Consider the following 24,282-nt stretch of genomic DNA (forward strand, 5'->3'; position numbering starts at 1 on the left):
CGGGCTCACTCGACGTCGATGTCGGTGAGGAAGCCCGGCAGCGGGCCCGAGGGCTGCGCGGCGCGGGGCTTCATGAAGTTCGCCTGCGAGGGCTCGCGCATGAAGGCCGGCGGCGGGACGTCGCGGCTGTTCATGGAGTCGCCGAGGCCGGGCTCCTGCTGGGCGAAGAACGCGAGGATCGGCTTGACGCCGGCGATCTGCTCCTCGGTGGCGGCGTCGCGGATCGCCTGGTCGGCCAGCGCGGCGGCCATCGACTCGCGGATCTCGGCGATCTCCGCGTCGAGCTCGGCGATGCGTGCGGTGCCCTCGTCGATCACCTTCTGGGCCCGCGCGCCGCCCTCGCGGATGAACGCCTGCAGCGCCTCCACCTCGGCGCTCGCGGCCTGGATGATCTTCTGCGTCGGGACATCGAAGGCGGTGAACGCCGCCTCGACGATCTGCCGCTTCAGCGCGGCCGGCGAGTTCTCCGGCAGGCTCCGCAGCAGGTCCTGAGCCTTGGTCACGCGCTGCTGCTGCTCGACCTCGACGCCAGCCCGGCGGAGCACCGCCGGGAAGTCGATCTCGGTCGGGTAGCGCTCGGTGAGGCGAAATTGGGGCGGGGGCGGGGGAGCGGGTGGCTGGATCGGCATGGGTGCGGGTGCGGGTGCGGGTGTGAAGGCGGGGACGGGTGCGGGGGGGAGCGCGGGCATGTCGTCATCGACATCGATCGGGCGGCTCCCGAACAGGCCCTTCAGGAAACTCATCAAGCCCATGGTCTGGCCCTCTCTGGCATGGGACCGACTTTACTCCATTTTTTGAAGGGGCGCGCTTAAGCGGTTCGAAGGGGGAATTTCGTCGAAGTGTCGAGTGCGAACGCTTGGAGGTCCACGGAGCAGGGTCAGTTCGTGAACCATGATGCTCGACCTCGAACAGCTCTACAGAGCTCTCGGTCGGCAGGTATCGTGAACCTGGGCCCGGCGGGCACGCCGAGACGGACTCCTCGTCGGGCAAACGACAAGGGAGGCCGAGCGCGGCGCTGGAGGCCGGTGCGGTCAACCGGTGAACAGCAGGAGCGGCGCTGGAGGTCACGACAAGGAGGCCGAGCGCGGCACTGCGTCCGCTCGACGTCGCCACCGCCGGGACCGCCGCGCGCTTCCTCGCCGCCTTGCTGGCCGCCTCCCCGGTCGCCTGCCTCGTCGACGGCAGCGCCCGCATGCGCGAGCGGCCCATGGAGGGCCTCCTGCAGGCCCAGGGCGCCGACATCGCCTGCCGCGGCGCCGACGACACGTTGCCGTGCGAGATCAGGGGCGCCCGCCTGCGCGGCGGCGAGATCCGCCTGGCCCGTCCGCCGAGCTCCCAGTTCATCTCCGCCCTCCTGCTGGCCGCCGCGCTCGCCGCCGCCCCGCTGCGCATCGTCCTCGAGCCGGGCACCCCGGCGCGGCCCTGGGTCGAGCCCGACGCCTCGGCCGCGACCTACTTGTGGTCGCTGGCGGCGATCTACGGCGGCGAGGTCACGGTGCCCGGGCTCGGCCGCGCCAGCCAGCAAGGCGACGCTCGCTTCGGCGAGGTGCTCGCGCGCATGGGCGCCGCGGTCGAGCATGGCGAGCACGGCCATCTGGTCCGAGGGACAGGTTCTCTGCGCGGCGTCGACCTCGACCTGGCCGACATGCCCGACGCAACCCGTGGCAAGTCTCCCTCCCCGCCAAAGCCCCTCCGGGTGGAGCTCCGCGGCGTTTGGCAGCGGAGGGGCTTCTGGCGAGGATGGGTCAGAACTTGTTCCACAGGTCGCAGTTTGGCCGACGTCGCTGACGTGGCGTGTTCTTGGCCACTTGGGGCTCTTTGAGGCAAGTTTGGCACGGGATTGCCCCACATCGCGGCCGCTTCAAGGGCCGCCTGCTCCTTGGCCAGGTGGATGTACTTCTACATGGTCGACAATCGCGCCCAACGTGAAGCCGGTCGTCCGCATCCGCAAGGCATACGCGCCCCCACCGGGCGCCGGGCTGTCGGATGCGGTGTAGTAGCGGAAGACGTTGCTGGCGGAGGACCAGGGTCCTGATGCGCAATTGTGCCAGATCAGCCAGCCGGAAAGGTCTCCCGAGCCCTCGAAACTATTCGTATACACGGTCACCGGCGGCTCGGGCCTCCACGCGGAGACCGTGGGCATGCTGCTCTCGAGCCACGACTCCATGTCCCGCTGCCCATGGATACCGAGCGGGACTCCCAGGTACTGCGCCCATAACTTGGCATGTCGTTCGCCGTCGGATCCTCTCGCGGCCGAGGCCGACGTGCGCGCATATGTTGCCGACACCTCCCCGCGAAATGGGCGAGGTCGACCGGCGAGCATGCGGGCGTCGTCGTATCACCACCGGGCGCTTGACCGCGATGGATATCGATAGTCTCGTACGCGCCGTGGCGAGCGATCTCGGAGTCAGCCTGACACGACTTCTGGACACGCCCCCCGCATTCGCCAAGCGAATAGCCGCACCGCGGCGCGTCGCGATCAGCGGGGGAGGCAGTAACCGGTGATGTACTCCTGCGCGATGCAGACGCCCGAGCAGTTCGTCTTGCAGATGGCGGACGTGGAATACCACGAGCCGTTCGAGGTGCACTGGTACTTGATCGGGCACGGGGGCAGGGCCTGGACCGAGCCCTCGCCCTCGGCGAGGATCAGCTCGGGCGCCTCGTCGAGCACGGATGAGCCCGGTTCATCCGTGGTGTTCTCGACCGGCTCATTGGTGTTCGACGACCCACCCTCGGTGTTCGTCGATGCGCCGGTCTCGCTCGAGTCTCCGGGCAGGTCGCCGCCCTGGTCCCCGAGATCGCAGGCCGACAGCGTCAGCGCGAGCGGGAGCACGAAAAAGAAGCGGGAGAAGAAGTGGATGCATTTGGAAGCGTTCATCTTAAGTCTTCATCGGCCAGTTCGGCCCCCAGTCCAAGGGCCGACCCGGACAAACGCCGGACATTCCAGGCCACCCGCTCCCACCGTCATCGCCTCCTGTTGTTGTGACGGCCGCTGGGCGATGGGCGCGACGCCGCAAGAGCAGGTGCGATCACCGCGCCGCTGCCCGCTCGCAGTGTCCCGTCGCGCCCGCCTTCTGTCCGACACGGCCCTTCGCGGCGGCCCCGACCCGCGCCATCGTCCGGCACCCATGCGTGCGCTCTGCTTCATTCTCCTCCTCGCCGCGTGCGCCCCGACCGTGCGGGCCCCGACCGTCCCGGTGGCGGTCGCCGGCGTGGAGCACCGCGAGACCCACCTGCGCGGCCGGGACGGCGTCGAGCTGTATGCCCAGTCGTGGCGCCCCGCCACTCCCGTGAAGGGGGCAGTCATCGTGATCCACGGATTGAAAGATCATGGCACTCGATATGCTGCGCTCGCGGAGCATTTGACCGGGCAGGGTCTCGCCGTGCACGCCCTCGACTTACGCGGTCACGGGCGATCCGCCGGCGAGCGCGCGTACGTCGCGGATCTCGGCGAGTATATCGCCGACCTCGAGCTCTTCGTCGCCGCGGTCCGTGCGGCCGATCCCGGGGTCCCGCTGTTCATGATGGGTCACAGCATGGGCGGAGCGCTCGCCACCACCTACGCGCTCGCGCACCCGGGCGACCTCAAGGGCCTCGTACTCAGCGCCCCGGCGCTCCGTCTCGGCCCCGAGGTGAGCCCCGGGCTGGTGAAGATCACCAGGAAGCTCGGACGCAAGCACCCGCACTGGCGGATCCTGAAGCTCAGGCCGCGCTGGTTCGCCCGCGATCCCGAGGTCGTCCGCGATGTGGACGGGGCCGATCCATGGGTCGATCGCCGCAAGATCCCGGCGAGCACCGCCGCCGCGCTGATCGCCGGCATCGAGCATATCCAGGGCAACATGGAGAAGCTCTCCGTCCCTGTGCTGATCATTCATGGCGACGCGGACCGCATCACGCCGCCCGAGGGCAGCCGCGACCTGCTGCGCCGCGCCGGCGTCGCGGACAAGCATCTGGAGCTCTATCCCGGCTATTATCACGATCTCCTCCACGAGCCCGAGCACGCCGAGGTCATCGAGGATATCGCGTCCTGGCTCGGCCGACATTGACATACGAGGTCGATCCACTCGCCCCCTCGACAGCCCGCTCGCCGCGCACGCGGAGCAGCGGTCGTGATCACCGCGGCTCGCTGCGCGCACTCGCCGTGCGATGCCCGCGGCGGTACGCGAGCGGGCTCCGGCCGAAGTGAGCGATGAACGCCCTGCGAAAGGCCCGCTCGTCCTCGTAGCCGACCGCATGGCCGACCTCGGCGACCGCCAGAGCGCTCGTGGAGAGCATCCGCGCCGCCGTCTCGAGCCGCAGCTGGCGCACGAATCGCGCGGGTGCGAGCCCGGTCGCGGCCACGAAGTGCCTCGTCAGGGTCCGCTCGTTGCAACCGAGCGCGCTCGCCACGTCGCCGAGCTTGAGCGGCGCATCCAGGTGGGCGCTCATCCATCGCTCGGCGCGCGCGACCAGCTCGTCGTGGCGTGACAGGTGCTCCATCACCAGAAACGGGGCCTGGGAGGTCCGCGCCTCGTCGATGACGAGGTAGCGCGCGCACGCGTGCGCCACTTCATGACCGATGAGGCGGCGCACGAGCGCGAGGGTCAGATCGAGCTGAGCCATGGCGGCCGCCGCGGTCACGACTGTGCCCGATGTGCACACGATCCGGTCGGCCCGCAGGTCGACGGAGCGATAGCGGCTGCGAAACAGCGGCGCGAGCCACCACGAGGTCGTGGCCTCGCGGCCATCGAGCAGGCCCGCCTCCGCGAGCAGGAAGGTCGACGAGCAGCTCGCAGCGATGAGGGCCTGGCGCTGGTGGACCGAGCGCAGCGCCGCCACGAGCGCGACCGCGTCCGGCCTGACGATGCCCGCGAGCACACGCCCGACATCGGCCATGCCGGGGCCGAAGGCGAGCACGATATCGCCTACTGCCGGGTCGACGGCGCCATCGGGCCGGATCTCGACGCCGCCGCTCGAACGCACGGGGCCGCCGTCGATGGTCCGAACCGACCAGCGAAACTCCGGGAGCTTTCCGGGAGCGAACGACCCGCCGACGATGTTGCTCGTCGCCATCACGTCCGTCGTCACCGCGAGCCCCGACGCGAAGAAGCCGTCGAGCACCGCGAGCTGGACGTCGATCCGTGCCGTCTGCCGATCCGCCCCGGGTGCCATGGCGCGGCCAGGATAGGCCCCCACCGACGCACGCGCCACCCTTCGTGAGCGACAGACGTCGCCGGGCCCGCAGGCAGCCAGGAGGGCCTCTGCGGGTGCCCGGGGTTCAAAGAAAAACGATGCGTCGCGCTTAAGCGGTTCGAAGAGGGAATTTCGTGAAGGTGTCGAGTACGAGAACGCCCCAAGGTCCCATGAAGAGGGTCAGCTCGGTCGGCAGGTATCGTCGACCTGGGCACGACGGGCACGCCGAGACGAACTCCTCGTCGGGCAAACGACAAGGGAGGCGCGAGCGCGGCACTGGAGGCCGGCGCGGACGACAAAGTTGCTTGCGGTCGCGACCGTCGACGGTCGTTGCGGCGTGCAGGTGCATGCCGTACGCCGTCACCGTCAGCTGCGGTCGGGCCACGGGCTCGCACGGCGGAGCCAGATGCGGACCCTGTAGTCCGAGCTGTACGCAGGCGGCCAGCGCCGGGTCCACGTCGCGGTCGTCGTCCTCGGCGACAGCGGCGACGACCTTGTGGACTTGCGCGAGCACGGCCGTCAGCCGCTCTGGCGTCGGCGTCGCAATGGGCAAGAAGCGCACGTCGGCGCCGAGCTCCTCGAAGGCGCCGTCGGTGACGAGGCAATGCAAATGCACGTAGAGGCCGAGGTCGCTGCGGAATCGCTGGACCACCGTGAACACCCCGGCGGAAAGCGGTGCTACCGAGCACAGGCCGTGGCTCTCCTTGACGGACCACCGCATGTCGTGCATCACCGCTCGCGCGAGACCCTCGGCGACTTTCGCCAGGAGCGCCTGGTCATAGCCCAGACGCACTGCCAGCGGTCCCTCGAAGGAGAGGACCCATTGCCCGTAGCCGACCGCTGGCAGCACGTGGTCGACCAACATCGCTGCTCCTTCCGCCATCCGCCGACCCATGCACGACGGGCAGAATCCCCCGCCCTTACACGAAAACGGTACGAGCAGCTCGTCGCCACACTGGCGGCACGCCGTCCGCACGAAGCCCTTCTCGAAGTCGCCGCACCCCGCGAACGCTTCGAGCTCCGCCCTGACGAACTCCGGTAGCGCGTGCCCGCCCTCCTCGAGGCGCGCGAGGAAGCCCGGCAGGTGGTGTCGGACGAGCACGGCGGCATCGCAGTCGTGGGTCTGCCGCGGGACGTAAATGCCCGGCCTCGCGCAGGCGGGCATAACGCCCGCCCCTGCACCCGCACTGCCACGCGCGACCCGCTCACCAAGCGGGCGAGCTCCCTACCGAACCCGCACGCCTCGTCGTAACGTCCTGGCCCGCGGACCGGTTGGGTGGCCCGCCTGCTGGACGGGCGCCACGAACTGCCACCCCACCGCCCAAGAGCGACGACAGCAGGGATCGCCGGCCGAGACGATTACCCGAGATCGTCCGGGTTTTGGGGCAGATTTGTGGCAGCCAGAGGCACGCAGAGGCAACCCGTGGCAAGTCGCCCTCCCCGCCAAAGCCCCTCCGTGTGGAGATCCGCGGCATTTTGGCAGCGGAGAAGCTTTCGGCGCGAGTGGGTCAGAACTTGTTCCACAGATACTGATTCGTCACCTCATGATGGAACTGCACCTCGGCCGTCTTGATGAGCGACCCGAGCGCGCGCGGGCAGCGTTCGGCCGACGCCTGCTTGACCTCGGCGAAGCGGGTCTGGACCTGCTCGCCGAGCAGGTCGGCGACGAACTTCGACGACTTGAACAGGCGGATCGCGTCATTCACGTTGTCGGGCAGGAACCGCGTGCGGGCGCGCTTGTTGGCGATCTCGGCCGGGTCGGGCAGCGGGCCTTCGAGGCCGGTGCGCAGCAATGTGTAGACCGTCATGTACGGATTCGCGTCGGGGGCCACCGAGCGGACCTCGATGCGGGCCGAGCGTTCGTTGCCGAGCGGGATCCGGACCATGCTGCCGCGATCGGTCGCCGACGCCTTGATCTGGTTGGGGGCCTCGAAGTGGGGGTCGAGGCGGCGGTAGGCGTTGACGCTGGCGTTGAGGATCAGGCAGATGTCGGACGCGCTGTTGAGGATCCGCTCGGTGAAGCTCCAGCCCGAGGCGGACAGGCCGCTCTCGCCGTTCTTGTCGTGGAACAGGTTGGTGCCCTTGCGCGCGAGCGAGATGTTGGTGTGCATCCCGTTGCCGTTGATGCCGGTGACCGGCTTGGGCAGGAAGCACGCGGTCATGTCGTAGTTCTGCGCGACCTGGCGGCACAGCAGCTTGTAGAGCTGGACCTGGTCGGCGGCCACCAGCGCCTCGGTGTGCATGAAGTTCATCTCGAACTGCGACGGCGCGACCTCGGGGTGGTCCTTCTCGTTGCCGAAGCCCATCGCCCGCTGCACCTCGGCCGCCGAGTCGATGAATCGCCGCAGCGCGTCGCCGGGCAGCGAATGATAGTACCCGCCGGTGGAGATGAAATCGAACGCGCCGCTCTCGGGGTAGTTGCGCTCGGCGTCGCGGCCGCGGAACAGGAAGCCCTCGATCTCGTGGGCGAACTGGGCGACCAGGCCCTCCTTCTCGTACATCGCGGCGGCGTAGTCCTTGAGCCGCGCGCGCATGTCGGCCACGTACGGCAGGCCGTCCTGGCCGCGGACCTCGGCGAATACCAACACCTTGCCCGGCCCGAACACGTCGGACGGCAGCCAGTAGAACGCCGACCAATCGATGCTGAGGCGCAGGTCCGACTCGTGCTGCTGCGAGAAGCCGCGCACCGAGCTGCCGTCGAAGGTCAGGTTGTCGGCCGAGCGCAGCAAAAACTTCTTGTCGTAGTCGAGCATGTGCAGCCGACCCTCGAGGTCGGTGAAGCACACCGTCACGGCCTTGATCCGCTTCTCGTCGGTCAGGTACTTGACCCGCTGCTCCCGCACCTTGTCCTGCGGCTGGCGAGCCAGGCGCGCGTTCTTGACCTCGAGATTCAGCTCCTCGAGCTTGTCGTAGGGGATCTCCAGGAAGTCGCGGAGGGCAGAGGGGGCTTCAGAGCGGGACATGGAGGCTAAATAGACCTCCGACTAAGCTAATTTCAAGCATCGTTAGTCTAAATTGATGAGCCGATGCGTGCGCCAAGTCGCAGTTTAGCGCGCCTGCCGCGCGGCCGGGCGCGGAAACACGCCATGCCGGAAGACCCTGCGGCGCTCCGCTGGCGAGGATCCCTGCGGCACGAACCCGGCGGCGCCAGCCACTCCGACCCTGGCGCGTCAGGCCGGCCGCCGTGCACATCGCCGCGGCGAGGATCTCGAGTTGCGAACCGTGCGGCTCGAGCAACTCCGACCCGGCACGCGAGGCCGGCGGCCGTGCAGTTCGTCGCGGCGAGCAGCTCGAGTTGCGAAGCGTGTGGCGAGGGCGGCACGGCCCTCGCCGCGGATCGTCCATGGCCTCAGGGACCGCGCGTACATCGGCGCAGCAGGCCGCCCGCGAAGATCTCGCAGCGAGTCGAGCTGCGAACCGTGCAGCTCGACCCGGCTCGCCCGTCAGGCCAGGAGGCCGTGCAGCTCTTCGCCGGCGAGGATCTCGAGCGTGAGGTCGGAGTATTTCTCCTCGTCGAGGCCGAGCGCCGCGGCCAGCGTGCGCAGATAGATGTCCTCGGCGAGGTCGAGCTCCTCGTCGGCATCGTTGACGCTGGCGACCAGCTCGAGCAGCTTGCGCTTGTCCTCGGTGCTCAGGTCGTCGAGCGCGGAGGCGACCTGCTGCACATTGAAGGCCGCGGGGCTGAACGTGTTGATCATGCGGAGCAGCTCCTCGGGCACCTCGGCCCCGCCGAGCAACGTCGAGAGGAGCGAGCGGATCCGCGTGATCTCGGCGCCCGCGAGGCGCTTGTCGGCATACGCGGCGCCGAGCAGGAGCTGGGTGATCTTTTCGATGTGCTGCTTCATCGCGTCCTCTGCGCCCGGGCGAGCGCCCGCGGCCGGCCGAGGGTAACGCAAAGGGGTTGCGGCCGCACGAGCCGCCGGCGCCCGCGCGTGGGTTCGCTGAACCTCGGCCGATGGGGCGTCCCTGCGTCCCTCGGCCGAGCTCGCTGCTTCCGCGGGGGTCGTCGCGCTCGCAGCCGCGCGAGCTCATGCGATCGTGCGGCTCGTGATTCGCCCCGTGACGTCGACGACCTCGAGCCACAGCGGGCGCCCCTCGGGGAACTCCGGCGACAGCGAAGTCATCGTCCCGTCGCGCTCGCGCTGCGTCGACCAGCGCGGCGCGAACACCTCCCCTTCGCATGCGTCGTCGATCGCCCACTCGACGAGCGCATCGAGCCCCGTCGGCGTCGCTCCGCCCGCATCGTCGGCGGCGGCGTAGTCGACGAGCCGGACCGCCCGCCCCGTCGTGGTCGTTTCGATCGCCAGCACCAGCCGGGCCGCTCGCACCGGCGCGACCGCCTCGCCATCGGCGAAGGGCCGCGGGATCTCCCACAGCGACACCGCCTCTCCGGCGAGCTCGTGCGCCGGCGCATCGAAGTCCCACGCGATCAACTCGAGCGCGCTCGCCCCCGCGGCCCGGGCCGCTGCCAGCCAGGCCTCGATGTCGAACGCGGTCGGCCGCTGCTCGCCGACCGCGACCACCACGGCCGCCCCACCGCGACGGCCGTGGAGCGGTGCTGCGGCAGCTTCGCGCTCCGATACATGTCCATCGGGACATGTCCCGGTGAGACATCCGCCCGCGCGGGCGGCCTGTCTCTCGGGACATCTGTCCTCCTCCATCTTTATCTCGCTGCAGATCGTACCGCGCGGTCCGGATGGCGCCTGTCCTTCGGGACATATCACCGGTCCATCTCTCTCTGCGGCCGGCGCCTCGGATCGGCTGACTCCGCTCCGCCCCGGGAGATGGCCTGCGGGACGCGCCTCCGCGCCTGCCTCCGGCGCCCCGGCCGCCCCGTCCATGACCTGTCCCTCGGGCCATGTCTTCGCCCCGTGCAGCGCCAGCAATCGCCCGCGCAGCTCCGCCTCGCCGACGCGTTCGATCAGCGCGCGCCGGGCGGCCGGCAGCGCGTCGTGCACCGCGAACGGCCCCGCTTCGCCGCGCCGACACTGCGCGCGCAGGCGCCGGCGGATCACCGCGAACGCCGGCTGCGAGCGGTCGATCACGATCCACCGGCGGCCGTGGCGGGCTGCCACGGCTGCCGTCGTGCCCGAGCCGGCGAACGCGTCGAGGATCAGGTCGCCCGGGCGCGAGCACATCTGCACGATCCGCTCGAGCAGCGCCTCTGGCTTCTGCGTGTCGTAGCCGACCCGCTCCGTGTGCGTGCCCTGCAGCGCGCGGATGTCCGTCCACACGTCTTGCAGCGGCACCCCCTCTTGCTCGTCGAGGTACTGCTTCTGCCGCGGCACCGCGCCCGGGCGGCTCTGGTACACGCGGCCGCTGCGGTGCAGCGTCTCCATCGTCGCCTGGCCGTAGCGCCAGAACCGGCGCACCCCGAGGAACTCGTAGCTCGGGTTGCCCTTGGCCGCGCCGCCCGGGGCCGTGAGCGGGCTCGACATGAACCTTCGGCCGGTACCCGGCTCGACGTGCCGGTACCACTTGGCCACATAGTCCTTGTCGTACGGCGCGCGCTGGGTCGTCCACGTCCGCTCCGGACCCATCCCGTACAGCAGCAGCACGTCGTGCACCCCACCCAGCCGGCGCGCCCCCTGGCCGGCGTCGTTGTGGGCCGAATAGCGCTTCCACGCGATCTGGTTGACGAAGTTGTCGGCCCCGAAAACCTCGTCCATCGCCACGCGCACGTGGTGGCACACCTGGATCCCGACGTGCACCACGATCGTCGCCGTCGGCTTCATCAGCGCCCGCAGCAGCGACAGCCGCGGGTACAGCATCGACAGATAGCCGGGGCCGCCCCACGAATCGCGGTAGGCCAGGACTTCGACCTCGCCCTTCCTTAAGTAGTGCGACGCGCCGACGTCGAACGGCGGATCGATGTAGACCAGGTCGACCGCGGCGCCGAGCTCCTCGTGCAGCGCCGCCAGGGCCGGCGAGTTGTCGCCCCAGATCAGTCGATCGCACCAGCCGCTCGCCTCGCCGTCGCGCTCGCGCAGCGTCAGCGGCCCGGCCGCGACCGTCGCGGGGAGCTCGGCCTTGCCCGGCCAGGTCAGCTCCACTCGCCCTCCGGTCGGGCTGGTCCGCCTGGGCATCGCAGTGCATCGTACTCGACCTCAACCGGGCCCGGACGCCATACAGGCGGCCGATTCGGACACCTGGGGCGAAATCGCGCCACCTCTTGGCGGTCCTGGCGGGATCGCGCACACTGGCGATCGGGCCATGTCGACCGCCGCTGCGCCTCGTTACTTCTGCGACGCCGCCGAGCACTTCATCGGCACCGACGCGAGCGAGGCCGATCCTGTCTACGCCGGCTCGCGCGGGGCGCCCGGGCGCGTCGACGGCCCGCGGCGCAAGGCCCGGTTTCACGGCCCGCGGGCGCTGGCTGCCGGCGGCGCCTCGTTGCTGTTCGTCGCCGACACTGGCAACGGCGCGGTGCGCAGCGTCGACACCCGCGCCGGCGTGGTCAACACCGCGATCACGCTCGCCGACATCTGCGCGCTCGTCCATGTCCAGGAGTTCACGCCGAGCGGGCTCGCGTGCGACGGCGAGTGGCTCGTCATCGCCGACACCCGCAACCACGTGGTGTGGCGCTACGACCTGCGCAGCCATCGACTCGCGCTGCTCGCCGGCTGTCCCGGGGCGCAGGGCGACTGCGACGGTGTCGGCCAGCACGCTCGCTTCTGGTTGCCGATCGCCGTCGCGCTGGCGGACGACGGCCGCGGCTTCGTCGTCAGCGAGGCTCGCGGGCGGCGGCACGTCAGTCGCAGCGGCGACGTGCGAACTCTCGGTCGCTGAGGCGCGCGCTTCGACGCCCCGGCGCGCGCGGGCCTGCGCACCCGCAGCCGCGGGTTTGACACCTGCCGGCGCGGCGTGGAACACGGGGTCATGCACGTGCATCGCTTCGGCCTCCTCCTCGCTGTCCTCACCGCCTGCGGCCCGGGGGGTCGCGCCGACGCCACTGACACTGCTTCGACCACGCAGCCTGGCACCACCGCGCCGACCTCGAGCTCGAGCAGCAGCGGCGACGTCGCGCCGACCACCACCGGCGACCCGGGCACCACCGGCACGACCACCACCGGCACCAGCGACGAGCCCGTCACCATCACTGCCGTCACCGACACCACCGCCGTCGACACCTCGACCACCGGGCCGATCGATCCGTCGACCACCACGCTCGCGCCCAAGCTCGACCTGCCGCCGGAGATGCCGATCCCGGCGAAGGACATCCCCGGCCTCAAGTCGATCACCTTCTACGAATCGACCAGCGGCGTCATGGAGTTCACCTTCCTCGTCGACGGGCCCGAGCTGAGCACCCTGCTGCCCGACCCGCTCAGCAACGCCAACCGCGACATCGAGGGCACCAGCGTCGAGTTTTACGACGTCTATTACTCCGACGTGGACGGCGTGTTCGATCCGCTCGGCAGCTACCTGACGATCGCCGGCTCGTTCGGGGCCAAGCTGCCCGCGGGCGGCGGGTTGAACCTGGCCGAGATCTCGCTCAACTTCGAGAACAACGAGTCCGAGTTCGGCAGCTTCCTGGCCAGCTTCGTCGGGCTCGGCGACAACTACGTCGCGGGCTCCGAGGTCAACGCGATCGACAACGACCTCGCCACCCACACGACCATGGGCAACACCGTCGACACGCCGGGCCAGCGGCTGCGCGTCACGCTCGGCTTCAAGTCGTCGCTGATGCCGGGCTGACGCCTGCCCGATCGGGCATGTCCCCATCGCCAGGTCCCGTGAGCTCCCTCGCGGCTCGCGGCGGGCGTCCGACACCTGACCGATCGAGCATGTCCCGATCGCCAGGTTCCGTGAGCTGCCTCGCAGGATCTGGGCATCGGCCGACACCTGACCGATCGGGCATGTCCCGATCGCCATGTGCCGGGTGCGCGGCTTCAGGTCGCCATGTCGGTGGTGTCGGCGGCGAAGTCGGTCAGCTCGACACCGGTGAGCCGCAGCGAGGTGCTGAGCACCGAGTAGATGAGGAAGGCCGCCAGGGTCGCGCGGCTCTTGACCCACGCCGGCTCGAAGCGCGGCGGAGCCAGCGCGCCGGAGCGGAAGAACGGGTCGAGCTCGATCGCGTCGCCGAGCGCCATGCGGCCCGAGAACAGGTGGTGCAGCAGCTCGGGCCGGCCGCTCTGGATCGCCTTGAGGAAGAACGTGTGCACGCCGAGCAGGCCGCGCAGGTAGACGATGTCCTTCGTGAACGCGACCTTGCCGGCGACGTCGCCGCCGCGGAACACCCGCGCCGCCGAGTGGTAGCTCTCGCCCGGGTCCTGGCCGGCCTCGTGGAAGAAGCGGAACAGGTCGATGAAGTCGCCGCCGGACAGCGCGAGGTCGACGGCCTTGACGCGCAGGGCCAGGCGGCGCAGGCGGGCCAGGTCGATCGCGTTGGTGATCATCTCGGCGAAGGTCGCCAGGCCCTCCTGCGTCGCGGTGGTCCGCGGCGCCCCGAGCCCCAGCGAGCGCACGTGCGGCTGTTCGCGGCCGTTGAGGGCCGTCAGCGAGTGGACGAACACCTCGTGCTCGACCAACTGGCTCACGTCGTAGGGGCTGAAGCAGGTCGCGCCGCGCAGGCGCACGCGGGTCGGGCCGGCCGCCGCCTTGGCGGCCATGTCGGGGTCGACGACGACCGCGATCGGCAGGTCGCCGAACACCGGCGTGATGCGCTCGCGCAGCGCGTCGGCCGCCTGCTCGGGCGTGACGAAGAAGTCCTGTTCGGGGATGTAGCCCTCGCCGCGGAAGTCGTCGGTGAGCGCCAGGAACTGTTCGGCGGCCGACAGGTTGCTGACCTGCCCCGGGCCGACGGGGTCGCGCGGACCGCCGTACAGCTCGATCGAGCGGGCCGTGAACTCCGGCGTGCCGGCCTGCTCGATCATCGCCGCCGCCAGCTTGTAGCTGCGCGCGGTGCGGTAGAGATAGCGGCCGACCGGGTGGTCTCGGTCGGCCTCGCCCATGATCGACGCCAGCGCGCGGATGTTGGAGTCGAAGCGCACGCGCGGCGCCTCGACCACGGGCAGCCGTGGGTCGCCGGCGTGCCAGCGCGCCAGGAACTCGGCGCCGACCTGCGGCGGCCAGGCCAGCTGACTGAGCACCTTGATGTCCTTGGCGGCGTCGACCAGGCGGCCGTCGAGGTCTGCGAATTGTTCGAGCGCGGTATCCACGGCCGTCCTCCGCGCTCGAGGGTCGCACGCGAGGGCCCGCTTCCCAAGCCCGCGGCTCGCGCCGATACCGCACCGGGGCCACGTCGAGCGCGGCGGACACGAGCGGCGCCGACCGTGCCTCGCGGAGCGGGCGCCACCCAGATGCGGACACGTGTCCTCGCCGAGCGCCCCTCAGCTCACGCCAGGCCCGTGGCCGTCGGCGCGGGCCTGCATTACTCTGCTGCTCGATCAATCCATGGTTTTCAAAGTCGGCGGAGATATCGACGCTTATTGCACCAAGTGCCGCCTCGACACGATTCACGTGGTCGTCGCGCTCAAGGCGGACAACGCGGGACCGAAGCGGGTCGAGTGCAAGAGCTGCGGCGGGCAGCACATGTACCACGCGCCCAAGCTGCCCTCCCGGAGCGAAGCGCCGAGCCAGCCGGCGGTGGTGAACCGCAGCGCCGCTGCTCGTAATCCCGCGCCGCCCAAGCCGCCCAAGGCGCCCAAGGCCGCCAAGGCCGCGGCCAAGGCCGCGGCGCTCAGCCCCCCCGCCGGCGCCAGCACGCGCGACTGGCTGCGGCGCATGGAGGACCTCGCCCTCCAGGGCGGCACGCCGATCAAGGCCTACTCGATGCGCGAGACCTTCGCCGCCGGCGATCCGGTGTCGCACCCGAAGTTCGGCAAGGGCGTGGTGCTCGAGGTGCTCGAGGCCAAGAAGTGCGCCATCCTGTTCGAGGAGGGCCGCAAGGTCCTCGCCATGGGCAACGTCTGAGCTCCGCGTGAGCTGCTCTTTCGGCCATGTCGTGATCGACATGGCCGAAAGCACATGTCCCACAGGACAGCTCATCCGACCTCCGGCAGCGCGCGCAGGTGCAGCGCCTGGGCCACGTCGATCTCGGTCGCGGGCGCGCGCGGGCAGCGGTCGTCGTCGGCCAGATCGGCGATCGTGCGGGCGACCCGGCGCAGGCGATGCTGCGCGCGCGGGCTCCAGCCGCGGTGCTCGGCGGTCGCCGCCAGCAGGCGCTCGCCCGCCGGCGTCAGCGCGCACAGCCGCTCCATCGACCCGGCCGCCGCCGGCACCTCGGCGTTGGTGCGCCACGGCGTGCCGCGCAGGCGCGCGAGCTGGCGGGCGCGGGCCGTCGTCACCCGCCGCCGCACCGCCGCGCTCGACTCGGGTGGGTCGGCCGAGCGCAGCTCCTCCGGCCGGGCCGGCAGCACCGCCACCGCGACGTCGATGCGGTCGAGCAGCGGCCCCGACACGCGGTGTTGGTAGCGCAGCACCGCCGCCGGATTGTCGACGCACGTGCGATCGGGGTGGCCCAGGAACCCGCACGGGCACGGGTTCATCGCCGCCAGCAGCTGGAACCGGGCCGGGAAGCCCACGCTCCCGCGCGCGCGCACGATCCGGACCACGCCCTCCTCGAGCGGCTCGCGCAGCGCCTCGAGGCAGCCGCGCGAGAACTCGGGCAGCTCGTCCAGGAACAGCACCCCGCGGTGGGCCAGGCTGACCTCGCCGGGGCGGAGGAACGGCCCGCCGCCGAGCAGGCCCGCGACGCTGACCGTGTGATGCGGGGCTCGCAGCGGCACCTCGCGGACCAGCCCGTCGAGCGCGCGCAGGCCCGCGACCCCCTGGATCTTCGTCACCTCGAGCGCGGCCTCGTCGTCGAGCGGCGGATAGAGGCCGATGGCCCGCCGCGCCAGCATCGTCTTGCCGACGCCGGGCGGCCCGTGCAGCAGCACGTTGTGACCGCCGGCCGCCATCACCTCGATCGCGCGGCGGGCCAGCACCAGGCCGCGCACGTCGTCGAGGTCGTGGAGCTCGCGTCCCGCTCGCGGCGGCGGATCGTTGGCCGCGTGGGCGCCGATCTCTCGATCGCCGCGCAGGTGAGCGACGAGCTGCGGCAGGTCGCGGACCGGCAGCACCGCCAGCCCGCCGAGCACCGCCGCCTCGTCGGCGCTGGCCTCGGGCACAGCCAGCGCGGTGAACCCCATGCGCCGGGCGCAGTCGGCGATCACCAGCGTGCCGGCGGCCGGGCGCAGCGAGCCGTCGAGCGACAGCTCGCCCCACAGCATCAGCCCCTGCAGGCGCTCGGCCGGCACGACCTCGTGGCTCGCCAGCAGCGCGCACGCCACCGCGAGGTCGATGCCCGGGCTGTCCTTTCGTTCATCCGCGGGCGCCAGGTTGACGACCTGCTTGCGGGGGTGGAGCTTGTGCCCGCAATGACCGAGCGCGCTGCGGACCCGCTCGCGCGCCTCCATCAGCGCCCCGGTGGCGCGGCCGACCAGCGTCAGGCCCGGGAGGCCGAGGCCGACGTCGGCCTCGACGGTGACGACGAAGCCTTCGACGCCGAGGACGCTGGCAGAGTAGGAGCGGGTCAGCACAGGACACACTCCTTACAATCGCCGTGCTCCGCCCCGCTCGAAGCAAATCAAGCACTTGGCGGCTCTTGACGCATCACCGCTGTCCCGCCCGCTGGCCGGCGTCCCGCCGGCCGGACATGTCCCACCCCGGAGGGCCACCTGCGTCGACGCTCACCATGCGCGACCTGGGCCGCCAATGGCCGCAGAGACAGCGAACAACCTTCGTATGATGTTTGCCACCACCCATTCAATGTTCCGTCGGCTCTCACGGCAGCATGAACGGCCCTTCGACAATCATTCGATACACCGTGCAGCGGCCCCGCAATAGTTGCTCTTGCCGGTCGACGAGATGTTTGCCAAGATGCCCCCGCGTCGCAGCGGAAGGTTTGTTTATGGGGAATACCGGCAACCAGATCAAAAAAGCGATGGAGATCGACGGCGCGATCGCGGCCGCGATTGTCGACAGCGAGAGCGGCATGACCCTCGCCAGCGCCGGCGGCGGCGCGGCCTTCGATATCGAGGTCGCCGCCGCGGCCAACACCAACGTCGTCCAGGCCAAACTCAAGGCCATGAGCTCGCTCCGGCTCGCCGACGAGCTGGAGGACATTCTCATCACCCTGGGCAAACAATACCACATCATCCGACCGCTACGCCGCACCCCAGCCGTCTTCTATTACCTCGCCTGCGAGCGCACCAAGACGAACCTGGCGATGGCCCGACGGTCGCTGGCGGAGATCGAGCAAGCGACGGCGCTGTAGCGCCGCTCACCCGCGGACAACCATTGAACCGAGGCGTCGGCGCACGAATGTCGTGCGCCTTCGCTCTGGTACAGGAGGACTATCTTGACTTCGCTGTTGATCGTCGAGGACGACACGCATTTCCGCGGCGAGCTCGCGCGCGAGCTCGAAGGTCACGGGTTTCAGGTCGATTCGGCGCCGTCGGTGCATTCCGCACTGTCGGCGCTGGCCCGGCGCCCGGCCGACGTGGTGTTGACCGACCTGCGGCTGGGCGGGCCCGACGGGCTCGACCTGCTCAAGCTGCTGCCGAGCGTGTCACGCAAGACCCGCCCGATTCTCATGAGCGCGCACGCCTCCGCGCGCGAGCACCAGGTCGCGACCGAGCTGGGCGCGGTCGATTTCCTCCTCAAACCCTTCACCCCGACCGAGCTGCTGCGCTCGATCCACAAGGCCATCGACTGCGAGACCGGCTTCGTCGGCAGCGTGCACGGCCTGTCGCTGATCGACGTGGCGCAGATGTTCCACATGTCGCAGCGCTCGGTCACGATCCTCGTCGGCGCCGCCGGGCGGCCGGCCAGCAAGATTCACTTTCGTCGCGGCGAGATCGTCGGCGCCTCGTACGGCGACCAGGTCGGCTGCCCCGCGCTGCGGGCGATCCTGGCCGCCTCCACCGGGGCGCTCCACACCACCGGGCTCGAGGAGGGCGTGGTGCAGACGATCGACGCCCCGTTCGACCACCTCCTGCTGGCCTGCCTGAGCCGGCTCGACGAGGAGCTGCACGACCGCCGGGGCCCGCAGGAGACCCCGGCGGTGTTCGAGCTGGGCGATTTCGGCGAGAGCGACGAGCTCGCCGCCACGGCCGACGAGGTCACCGACGACTCGTTCCTCGCTGCGCCCACCCTCGTGACCTCGCCGGCGCAGCTGGCCGCCCGCGCCGCGCTGGACGACGTCTGTCGCCGGCTGACCGGGGTGATCGACGGCGCGCTCGCCTGCGCCGTCGCGGTGGTCGACAGCGGCGTGCTGCTCGGTCATCACCGGCGCGGCGCCGCGGCGCCGACCTCGGAGACGGCGATGACCGCGGTCGCGCGCGAGCTGTTCGGCGGCGGCGTCGGCCGGCTCGCGGGCGGCCTCCTTCACGAGATCCAGCTGACCGCCACCGATCATCACATCTTCGGCAAGCTGCTCGCCGATCGCCGGCGCGCGCTCGTCCTCGTCACCGATCGCTCGGTCAGCATCGGCATGGGCTGGGCCCAGCTGCGGGCCAACATCGGCGCGTTCGAGCGCGTGACCGGGTGACCGAGGAGGGACCGGGTCATGGCTGTCTACGAACCAGACCGCGGGCGCATCGTCCTGCGCGTCGTCTACGACGGGCCGGGGCGCGCGGGCAAGACCACCAACGTCGAGCAGCTCGCGGGCATCTTCGGCGACAGGCCCGGCAACGAGCTGCTGGTCCACCCGGCGGCCACCGGGCGCACGATCTTCTTCGACTGGTTCAGCTTCGACGGCGGCATGATCGACGGCCACCCGCTGCAGGTGCAGGTCGTCACCGTGCCCGGCCACAAGAGCCTCGAGCCGCGTCGGGCTCACATCCTTCACACCGCCGAGCGGCTCACCGGGCAATTCGGCCTGAACGCGATCACGGGGCGGGCGGGCAGCGCCCAGGAGCTGCGAGCGTCCCTCGAGCGCATCGAGACGAGTCGCGTCGGCCGCTGCGCCCCCGAGCGCCGCAAGGACGACGAGGTCCGCGCGGAGGTCCAGGCCGGCCTCGCCGACGCGGGCCGGGTCGTCTACATCGGCTCGCACGAGCTCACCCACCAGCGGGTCGCGGGCGATCGCGCCGAGCCCGGGACGCGCGGGCGGACGGCGCTGCAGCAGAGCTTTTCGGACATGTCCGAAAAAGACACCTGACGAGCGCCCGCGTCGCTCGCCCGTGCCGGTGTCGGCCATGTTCCGACCCAAGCACCATGTCTCGAAGGGCATGCTCTCGAGAGCATGTCCTTCAAGGCAGGGGGCCATCGCCTGCATACCCGCGGCGAGTGGCGGTTCGGCGCGCGCGAGCGCGGCCGCGAGGCGCTCATCGCCCACGTGCGGCGGACCGCCCGGCTCGGCCCCTTGCTCCCGGCCGGGAGCGCCGTCGCGCTGGCGACCACCGAAGCCGAAGCCGACGAGGTCGTCCTGTGGCACATCGTGCCTGACCTGCCCTCGCTGGGCGCCGCCCTGACCGCCGCGACCGAGGCCGAGCGCCCGCGGCAGCTGGCCCGGCTCGCGGCCGCCTACGCCGCCGCGCTGCGGCTGGTGGCGCGCGAGGGCATCGTCCTCACCCTCGACCCGCACGCCTTCGCCGAGCAGGACGGGCGATCGGTCTACCTCGGCGATCGCCTGGGCGAGCCCGAACGGTCGCCCGACCTCGTGGGCGCGCTGCTGGCCCCGTGCGCCGGCCTGAGCGAGGCCTCGCGCGCCGCCTGGCAGACCGCGCTCGAGCAGGCCGTGCCGGCCACCTTGACGCGCGAGGACGTCGCCGCTCTCGGCCTCGAGCGCGCGCTGACGGCCTCGGCGACGGTCCCCGCGCGCGCGGCCGAGGCCCGCGCGCGCGACCGGCTGCGGATGACGCTCGGGCTCTGCACCTGAGCGCGGCTGCGGGCGCTAGTTGAACAGCTTGCCGAGGCGCATGGCCACGCCCATGTCGCCTTCGATCTTGATCTTGCCGGTCATGAACGCGGTGGTCGGGTCGAGCTTCTTCGCCGCCATCTTGGCGAAGTCCTCGAGCGAGACCTTGACCGTGCACTTGGCCGGGCGGTCGTCGTTGTCGACCGTGTTGGGCGTGCTCTCGCCGTCGATGTAGAGCACCTGCGCGTCGGAGAACACGAACTTGATCGTCGCCTTGAGGCCCGAGTCGTCGCCGACCTTCGCGCGGATCTCTTCGGTGAACTTTTCCAGGCTGATGTCGCTCATGAAGCCTGCCTACCACAATCCTCCGGCGCCTTCGACGCCCGCGGCGTCCGGACCTGCGCCGCGAAAATCTACTCGCCGACGCCGGTCCGTTCCGCCTGCCCCCCACGTCAGCGCATACGCCGTCCTCGGCCCGGCCCGCGGCGATTTCCGCTTCCCCTGGTCCCGCGGCTGTGTACGATGCGGCGCCATGAGCGGGTACCGTTCCGTCTTTCGTCCGGGCCTGTTCGCCGGGCAAACGATCGTGGTCACCGGCGGCGGCAGCGGGATCGGTCGCTGCACCGCGCACGAGCTGGCCGCGCTCGGTGCTCACCCGGTGCTGGTCGGCCGCAAGCTGGCCAAGCTCGAGGCCACCGCCGCCGAGATCGTCGCCGACGGCGGCGCCTGTTCGCTGCACGCCTGCGACATCCGCGAGGAGGCCCAGGTCAAGGCGACGGTGGCCGCGATCGTGGCCGCGCGCGGGCGCATCGACGGGCTCGTCAACAACGCCGGCGGGCAGTTCCCGGCCCCGCTGTCCGCGATCTCGCAGAAGGGCTTCGAGACCGTCGTGCGCACCAACCTCGTCGGCGGGTTTCTGTTCGCCCGCGAGGTCTACACGCAGTCGATGGCCGAGCGCGGCGGCTCGATCGTCAACATCGTCGCCGACATGTGGCGCAGCATGCCGGGCATGGGCCACTCCGGGGCCGCGCGCGCCGGCATGGTCAACTTCACGCAGACCGCCGCGGTCGAGTGGGCGCCCTCGGGCGTGCGCGTCAACGCCGTCGCGCCGGGCTGGATCGCCTCGTCGGGCATGGACAACTACGACCCCGACATGCTCAAGGGCCTGCTGCCGCGGCTCAAGGCCGCCGTGCCGCTGCACCGCCTCGGCACCGAGGCCGAGGTCAGCGCCGCGATCGTCTTCCTGCTCAGCGAGGCCGCCGGGTTCATCAGCGGCTCGACGCTGCGGGTCGACGGCGCCGCCCCCAACTCCAGCGCCGTGTGGCCCGCGAGCGAGCACGACCGCTCGAAGCCGTACGAGGGCTTCCACCGCGCCGAGCTCCCCGACAACCTGCGCTAAAGGCCAGCCAGTCATGCCCGTGCTCACGTCCCGCATCGACCTCCAGGGCGACCTGTTCCAGGCGAACCGCGCCGCCCAGCTGAAGCTCATCGACGACTTCCGCGCCGCCGAGAAGCGCGTGCGCGACAACTCGGGCAAGCAGGCCGAGAAGTTCGCCAAGCGCGGGCAGCTGCTCCCGCGCGACCGGGTCGCGCGGCTGCTCGATCGCGGCGCGCCGTTCCTCGAGCTGTCGACCCTGGCCGGCTACAAGATGCACGACGACGACGGCAAGAGCGACGCCAGCGGCGGCGGCTGCATCGTCGGCATCGGCGTGGTCTCGGGCGTGCGGTGCATCGTCAGCGCCAGCGACAGCGCGATCAAGGGCGGGGCGATCTCGCCCATGGGCCTGCGCAAGAGCCTGCGGGCCCAGGAGATCGCGCTCGAGCACAAGCTGCCGATCATCTCTTGCGTCGAGAGCGCGGGCGCCAACCTCCTCTATCAGGCCGAGATCTTCGTCGACGGCGGGCGCGTGTTCGCCAACATGGCGCGGCTGTCGGCCGCCGGCGTCCCGCAGATCACGATCGTGCACGGCAGCAGCACCGCCGGCGGCGCCTACTTACCGGGCCTCTCGGACTACGTGATCGCGGTGCGCGGCCAGGCCAAGGTGTTCCTGGCCGGCCCGCCGCTGGTGGAGGCCGCGCTCGGCGAGGTCGCCACCGACGAGGAGCTCGGCGGCGCCGAGCTGCACGCCACGGTCACCGGCACCGCCGAGTACGTGGCCGAGAACGACGCCCACGCGATCCACCTCGCGCGCGAGCTGCTGGCCAACCTCCAGCGCGCGCCGCTGGGCCGGTTCGCACATGACCTCTCGACCAGGCCGCACCGCCCGCCGCGCTTCGACGTCGAGGACCTGCTCGGCATCGTCCCGGTCGACTTCAAGAAGCCCTACGACGTCCGCGAAGTGATCGCTCGCCTGGTCGACGACAGCGATTTCTTCGAGTTCAAGGCGCTTTACGGTTCGGCGACGGTGTGCGGCCACGCCCTCATCGAGGGCCACGCCGTCGGCATCCTCGGCAACAACGGCCCGATCAACCCCGACGGCGCCTGCAAGGCCGGGCAGTTCATCCAGCTGTGCTGCCAGAGCGGCACCCCGCTGCTGTTCCTGCAGAACACCACCGGCTACATGGTCGGCACCGCGGCCGAGCGGGCCGGCATGGTCAAGCACGGCTCGAAGATGATCCAGGCGGTCGCCAACGCCGACGTCCCGAAGCTCACCGTCATCATGGGCGGCAGCTTCGGCGCCGGCAACTACGGCATGTGCGGCCGCTCCTACGACCCGCGGTTCGTGTTCGCCTGGCCCGGCAGCCGGATCGCCGTGATGGGCGGCGAGCAGGCCGCCAAGGTCATGGAGATCATCACCACCGCCAAGTTCGCCCGCATGGGCATGAAGGCCGACCCCGACGCGATGGCCCAGATGGGCAAGTCGATCAAGGACCGCCTCGACGCCGAGTCGACCGCGCTCTACGCCACCGCGAGGCTGTGGGACGACGGCCTCATCGACCCCCGCGACACCCGCCGCGTGCTCGCCCTGGCGCTCGCCGTCTGCCGCGAGGGCGAGGCCCGCCGCGTCCGCCCCACCAGCTTCGGCGTCGCCCGCCTGTGACCTCCACGACTTCGCGTCACCTGTCCCTTCGAACATCCTGACCCGAGAGCCAGCCCCGCCATGCCGCTGTTCACCGACGAGCACGACCTCCTGCGCGACAGCCTGCGCAAGTTCATCGCCCGGGAGATCAACCCCTACTGCGACGAATGGGAGGAGGCGCGGATCTTCCCGGCCCACGAGCTGTTCAAGAAGCTCGGCAACGAGGGCTTCCTCGGCCTGACCAAGCCGACCGAGTACGGCGGCGCCGCCCTCGACTACTCGTACGCGCTGGTGATGGCCGAGGAGCTCGGGCGCGTCGACGCCGGCGGCGTGTCGCTGGCGATCGGCGTGCAGACCGACATGTGCACGCCGGCGCTGGCGAAGTTCGGCTCGGACGAGCTCAAGAAAGAGTGGCTCGCGCCCTCGATCGCCGGCGACCTGGTCGGCTGCATCGGCGTGTCGGAGGTCGGCGCCGGCTCCGACGTCGCCAGCCTCAAGACCTACGCCCGCAAGGACGGCGACGACTACGTCATCACCGGCGGCAAGATGTGGATCACCAACGGCGTCCAGGCCGACTGGATGTGCTGCCTCGCCAACACCAGCGACGACAAGCCGCACAAGAACAAGACCCTCATCATCGTCCCGCTCGACTCGAAGGGCGTCGAGCGGGCCCGCAAGCTGCACAAGCTCGGCATGTGGTCGTCGGACACCGCGCAGATCTTCTTCGACGAGGTCCGCGTGCCGCAGCGCTACGCGATCGGCCCCGAGGGCGCCGGCTTCATGCTGCAGATGCTGCAGTTCCAGGAGGAGCGGCTGTGGGGCGCCGCCAACTCGCTGACGGCGATGGACACCGCGATCGCCGAGACGATCAAGTACACCCGCGAGCGCCAGGCCTTCGGCAAGTCGATCCTCGACAACCAGGTGGTCCACTTCCGCATCGCCGAGCTGCTGACCGAGGTCGAGTCGCTGCGGGCGCTGATCTACCGCGCCGCCGAGCTGTTCATCTCCGGCAAGGACGTGACCCGCCTGGCCTCGATGGCCAAGCTCAAGTCGGGCCGCCTCGGCCGCGAGGTCGCCGACAGCTGCCTGCAATACTGGGGCGGCATGGGCTACATGTGGGAATCGAAGATCTCGCGCCTGTTCCGCGACTCGCGCCTGATCTCGGTCGGCGGCGGCGCCGACGAGGTCATGCTCGGCATCATCGCCAAGCTCGACGGCATCCTGCCCGGGAGAGGCTGAAAGGAC

The 24,282-nt window shown here is 70.6% G+C and carries 22 protein-coding genes; 12 read left to right on the plus strand and 10 right to left on the minus strand.

Going from position 1 to position 24,282, the window contains the following annotated elements; all coding sequences use genetic code 11:
* Positions 1-5: 5 nt before the first annotated feature.
* Positions 6-629 (minus strand): hypothetical protein, encoded by a 624-nt coding sequence (locus POL25_RS08100; RefSeq protein WP_272085337.1) that lies wholly within the window; start codon positions 627-629, stop codon positions 6-8.
* Between the two features lie 461 nt (positions 630-1,090).
* On the opposite strand from POL25_RS08100, the gene POL25_RS08105 reads away from it, so the two are divergent.
* On the plus strand, positions 1,091-1,822 hold the full coding sequence (locus tag POL25_RS08105) for a carboxyvinyltransferase (RefSeq protein WP_272087241.1): 732 nt from the start codon (positions 1,091-1,093) through the stop codon (positions 1,820-1,822).
* A 657-nt stretch (positions 1,823-2,479) separates the two neighbouring features.
* On the opposite strand, the gene POL25_RS08110 is transcribed toward POL25_RS08105, so the two are convergent.
* The gene (locus tag POL25_RS08110; RefSeq protein ID WP_272085338.1) at positions 2,480-2,878 is read right to left on the minus strand and encodes a hypothetical protein; all 399 of its coding nucleotides are present in this window, start codon (positions 2,876-2,878) and stop codon (positions 2,480-2,482) included.
* A 121-nt stretch (positions 2,879-2,999) separates the two neighbouring features.
* Between POL25_RS08110 and POL25_RS08115 the strand changes: the two genes are divergently transcribed.
* Positions 3,000-4,046, plus strand: a complete 1,047-nt coding sequence (locus POL25_RS08115; RefSeq protein ID WP_272085339.1) for an alpha/beta hydrolase — start codon at positions 3,000-3,002, stop codon at positions 4,044-4,046.
* A gap of 67 nt (positions 4,047-4,113) precedes the next feature.
* Here the strand turns inward: POL25_RS08115 and POL25_RS08120 are convergent, their stop codons facing one another.
* From POL25_RS08120 to POL25_RS08140, 5 genes are all read right to left on the minus strand, one after another.
* Positions 4,114-5,151: a GlxA family transcriptional regulator gene (locus POL25_RS08120; RefSeq protein WP_272085340.1), complete on the minus strand. Its 1,038-nt coding sequence runs from the start codon at positions 5,149-5,151 to the stop codon at positions 4,114-4,116.
* Positions 5,152-5,281: 130 nt separating this feature from the next.
* Positions 5,282-6,274 (minus strand): transposase zinc-binding domain-containing protein, encoded by a 993-nt coding sequence (locus tag POL25_RS08125; protein ID WP_272085341.1) that lies wholly within the window; start codon positions 6,272-6,274, stop codon positions 5,282-5,284.
* Between the two features lie 406 nt (positions 6,275-6,680).
* Positions 6,681-8,135, minus strand: coding sequence for a glutamine synthetase family protein (locus POL25_RS08130; RefSeq protein WP_272085342.1), 1,455 nt, complete (start codon positions 8,133-8,135; stop codon positions 6,681-6,683).
* A 480-nt stretch (positions 8,136-8,615) separates the two neighbouring features.
* Positions 8,616-9,017, minus strand: coding sequence for a TerB family tellurite resistance protein (locus POL25_RS08135; protein WP_272085343.1), 402 nt, complete (start codon positions 9,015-9,017; stop codon positions 8,616-8,618).
* Between the two features lie 183 nt (positions 9,018-9,200).
* A complete protein-coding gene (locus POL25_RS08140) occupies positions 9,201-11,258 on the minus strand; it encodes a site-specific DNA-methyltransferase (protein ID WP_272085344.1) in 2,058 nt (685 codons plus the stop codon).
* 127 nt (positions 11,259-11,385) lie between these two features.
* Between POL25_RS08140 and POL25_RS08145 the strand changes: the two genes are divergently transcribed.
* Together POL25_RS08145 and POL25_RS08150 are read left to right on the plus strand one after the other, a co-directional pair.
* Entirely contained in the window at positions 11,386-11,961 is a 576-nt protein-coding gene (locus POL25_RS08145; RefSeq protein ID WP_272085345.1) for an NHL repeat-containing protein, read from the plus strand.
* Positions 11,962-12,051: 90 nt separating this feature from the next.
* Positions 12,052-12,867 carry a hypothetical protein gene (locus POL25_RS08150; RefSeq protein WP_272085346.1) on the plus strand — a complete coding sequence of 272 codons (816 nt, stop codon included), beginning with the start codon at positions 12,052-12,054 and terminating at the stop codon, positions 12,865-12,867.
* A 194-nt stretch (positions 12,868-13,061) separates the two neighbouring features.
* On the opposite strand, the gene POL25_RS08155 is transcribed toward POL25_RS08150, so the two are convergent.
* A complete protein-coding gene (locus POL25_RS08155; RefSeq protein WP_272085347.1) occupies positions 13,062-14,330 on the minus strand; it encodes a tyrosine/phenylalanine carboxypeptidase domain-containing protein in 1,269 nt (422 codons plus the stop codon).
* A gap of 235 nt (positions 14,331-14,565) precedes the next feature.
* Here POL25_RS08155 and POL25_RS08160 point away from each other — a divergent pair, with 235 nt between their 5' ends.
* A complete protein-coding gene (locus tag POL25_RS08160; protein ID WP_272085348.1) occupies positions 14,566-15,084 on the plus strand; it encodes a hypothetical protein in 519 nt (172 codons plus the stop codon).
* Positions 15,085-15,155: 71 nt separating this feature from the next.
* On the opposite strand, the gene POL25_RS08165 is transcribed toward POL25_RS08160, so the two are convergent.
* Entirely contained in the window at positions 15,156-16,694 is a 1,539-nt protein-coding gene (locus tag POL25_RS08165) for a YifB family Mg chelatase-like AAA ATPase (protein WP_272085349.1), read from the minus strand.
* A 371-nt stretch (positions 16,695-17,065) separates the two neighbouring features.
* On the opposite strand from POL25_RS08165, the gene POL25_RS08170 reads away from it, so the two are divergent.
* The 4 genes from POL25_RS08170 to POL25_RS08185 all read left to right on the plus strand — a co-directional run bounded on the left by POL25_RS08170 (position 17,066) and on the right by POL25_RS08185 (position 20,038).
* Positions 17,066-17,431, plus strand: a complete 366-nt coding sequence (locus POL25_RS08170; protein ID WP_272085350.1) for a hypothetical protein — start codon at positions 17,066-17,068, stop codon at positions 17,429-17,431.
* A gap of 84 nt (positions 17,432-17,515) precedes the next feature.
* Positions 17,516-18,706, plus strand: a complete 1,191-nt coding sequence (locus tag POL25_RS08175; RefSeq protein WP_272085351.1) for a response regulator — start codon at positions 17,516-17,518, stop codon at positions 18,704-18,706.
* Positions 18,707-18,724: 18 nt separating this feature from the next.
* Positions 18,725-19,318, plus strand: coding sequence for a hypothetical protein (locus POL25_RS08180; RefSeq protein WP_272085352.1), 594 nt, complete (start codon positions 18,725-18,727; stop codon positions 19,316-19,318).
* An 84-nt stretch (positions 19,319-19,402) separates the two neighbouring features.
* Positions 19,403-20,038, plus strand: coding sequence for a hypothetical protein (locus tag POL25_RS08185; RefSeq protein WP_272085353.1), 636 nt, complete (start codon positions 19,403-19,405; stop codon positions 20,036-20,038).
* 15 nt (positions 20,039-20,053) lie between these two features.
* Here the strand turns inward: POL25_RS08185 and POL25_RS08190 are convergent, their stop codons facing one another.
* Complete coding sequence (locus tag POL25_RS08190; protein ID WP_272085354.1) at positions 20,054-20,362, minus strand: SCP2 sterol-binding domain-containing protein; 309 nt, start codon at positions 20,360-20,362, stop codon at positions 20,054-20,056.
* Between the two features lie 187 nt (positions 20,363-20,549).
* Between POL25_RS08190 and POL25_RS08195 the strand changes: the two genes are divergently transcribed.
* From POL25_RS08195 to POL25_RS08205, 3 genes are read left to right on the plus strand one after another with little or no spacing between them, the layout of a single operon-like run.
* Positions 20,550-21,416, plus strand: a complete 867-nt coding sequence (locus POL25_RS08195) for an SDR family oxidoreductase (protein ID WP_272085355.1) — start codon at positions 20,550-20,552, stop codon at positions 21,414-21,416.
* A gap of 13 nt (positions 21,417-21,429) precedes the next feature.
* Positions 21,430-23,058, plus strand: coding sequence for an acyl-CoA carboxylase subunit beta (locus POL25_RS08200; protein ID WP_272085356.1), 1,629 nt, complete (start codon positions 21,430-21,432; stop codon positions 23,056-23,058).
* A 60-nt stretch (positions 23,059-23,118) separates the two neighbouring features.
* On the plus strand, positions 23,119-24,276 hold the full coding sequence (locus tag POL25_RS08205) for an acyl-CoA dehydrogenase family protein (RefSeq protein WP_272085357.1): 1,158 nt from the start codon (positions 23,119-23,121) through the stop codon (positions 24,274-24,276).
* Positions 24,277-24,282 lie beyond the last annotated feature (6 nt).

The sequence above is a fragment of the Nannocystis bainbridge genome, assembly GCF_028368995.1.
Classification (GTDB): domain Bacteria; phylum Myxococcota_A; class Polyangia; order Nannocystales; family Nannocystaceae; genus Nannocystis; species Nannocystis bainbridge.

What these genes read in the sequence shown, in the direction of transcription:
- POL25_RS08150 (WP_272085346.1), top strand. Translation starts at nt 12,052, where the DNA reads ATGCACGTGCATCGCTTCGGCCTCCTCCTCGCTGTCCTCACCGCCTGC.
- POL25_RS08190 (WP_272085354.1), bottom strand. Translation starts at nt 20,362, where the DNA reads ATGAGCGACATCAGCCTGGAAAAGTTCACCGAAGAGATCCGCGCGAAG.
- POL25_RS08115 (WP_272085339.1), top strand. Translation starts at nt 3,000, where the DNA reads ATGGGCGCGACGCCGCAAGAGCAGGTGCGATCACCGCGCCGCTGCCCG.
- POL25_RS08160 (WP_272085348.1), top strand. Translation starts at nt 14,566, where the DNA reads ATGGTTTTCAAAGTCGGCGGAGATATCGACGCTTATTGCACCAAGTGC.
- POL25_RS08180 (WP_272085352.1), top strand. Translation starts at nt 18,725, where the DNA reads ATGGCTGTCTACGAACCAGACCGCGGGCGCATCGTCCTGCGCGTCGTC.
- POL25_RS08120 (WP_272085340.1), bottom strand. Translation starts at nt 5,151, where the DNA reads ATGGCACCCGGGGCGGATCGGCAGACGGCACGGATCGACGTCCAGCTC.
- POL25_RS08145 (WP_272085345.1), top strand. Translation starts at nt 11,386, where the DNA reads ATGTCGACCGCCGCTGCGCCTCGTTACTTCTGCGACGCCGCCGAGCAC.
- POL25_RS08130 (WP_272085342.1), bottom strand. Translation starts at nt 8,135, where the DNA reads ATGTCCCGCTCTGAAGCCCCCTCTGCCCTCCGCGACTTCCTGGAGATC.
- POL25_RS08140 (WP_272085344.1), bottom strand. Translation starts at nt 11,258, where the DNA reads ATGCCCAGGCGGACCAGCCCGACCGGAGGGCGAGTGGAGCTGACCTGG.
- POL25_RS08100 (WP_272085337.1), bottom strand. Translation starts at nt 629, where the DNA reads ATGCCGATCCAGCCACCCGCTCCCCCGCCCCCGCCCCAATTTCGCCTC.
- POL25_RS08110 (WP_272085338.1), bottom strand. Translation starts at nt 2,878, where the DNA reads ATGAACGCTTCCAAATGCATCCACTTCTTCTCCCGCTTCTTTTTCGTG.
- POL25_RS08200 (WP_272085356.1), top strand. Translation starts at nt 21,430, where the DNA reads ATGCCCGTGCTCACGTCCCGCATCGACCTCCAGGGCGACCTGTTCCAG.
- POL25_RS08185 (WP_272085353.1), top strand. Translation starts at nt 19,403, where the DNA reads ATGTCCTTCAAGGCAGGGGGCCATCGCCTGCATACCCGCGGCGAGTGG.
- POL25_RS08205 (WP_272085357.1), top strand. Translation starts at nt 23,119, where the DNA reads ATGCCGCTGTTCACCGACGAGCACGACCTCCTGCGCGACAGCCTGCGC.
- POL25_RS08135 (WP_272085343.1), bottom strand. Translation starts at nt 9,017, where the DNA reads ATGAAGCAGCACATCGAAAAGATCACCCAGCTCCTGCTCGGCGCCGCG.
- POL25_RS08195 (WP_272085355.1), top strand. Translation starts at nt 20,550, where the DNA reads ATGAGCGGGTACCGTTCCGTCTTTCGTCCGGGCCTGTTCGCCGGGCAA.
- POL25_RS08170 (WP_272085350.1), top strand. Translation starts at nt 17,066, where the DNA reads ATGGGGAATACCGGCAACCAGATCAAAAAAGCGATGGAGATCGACGGC.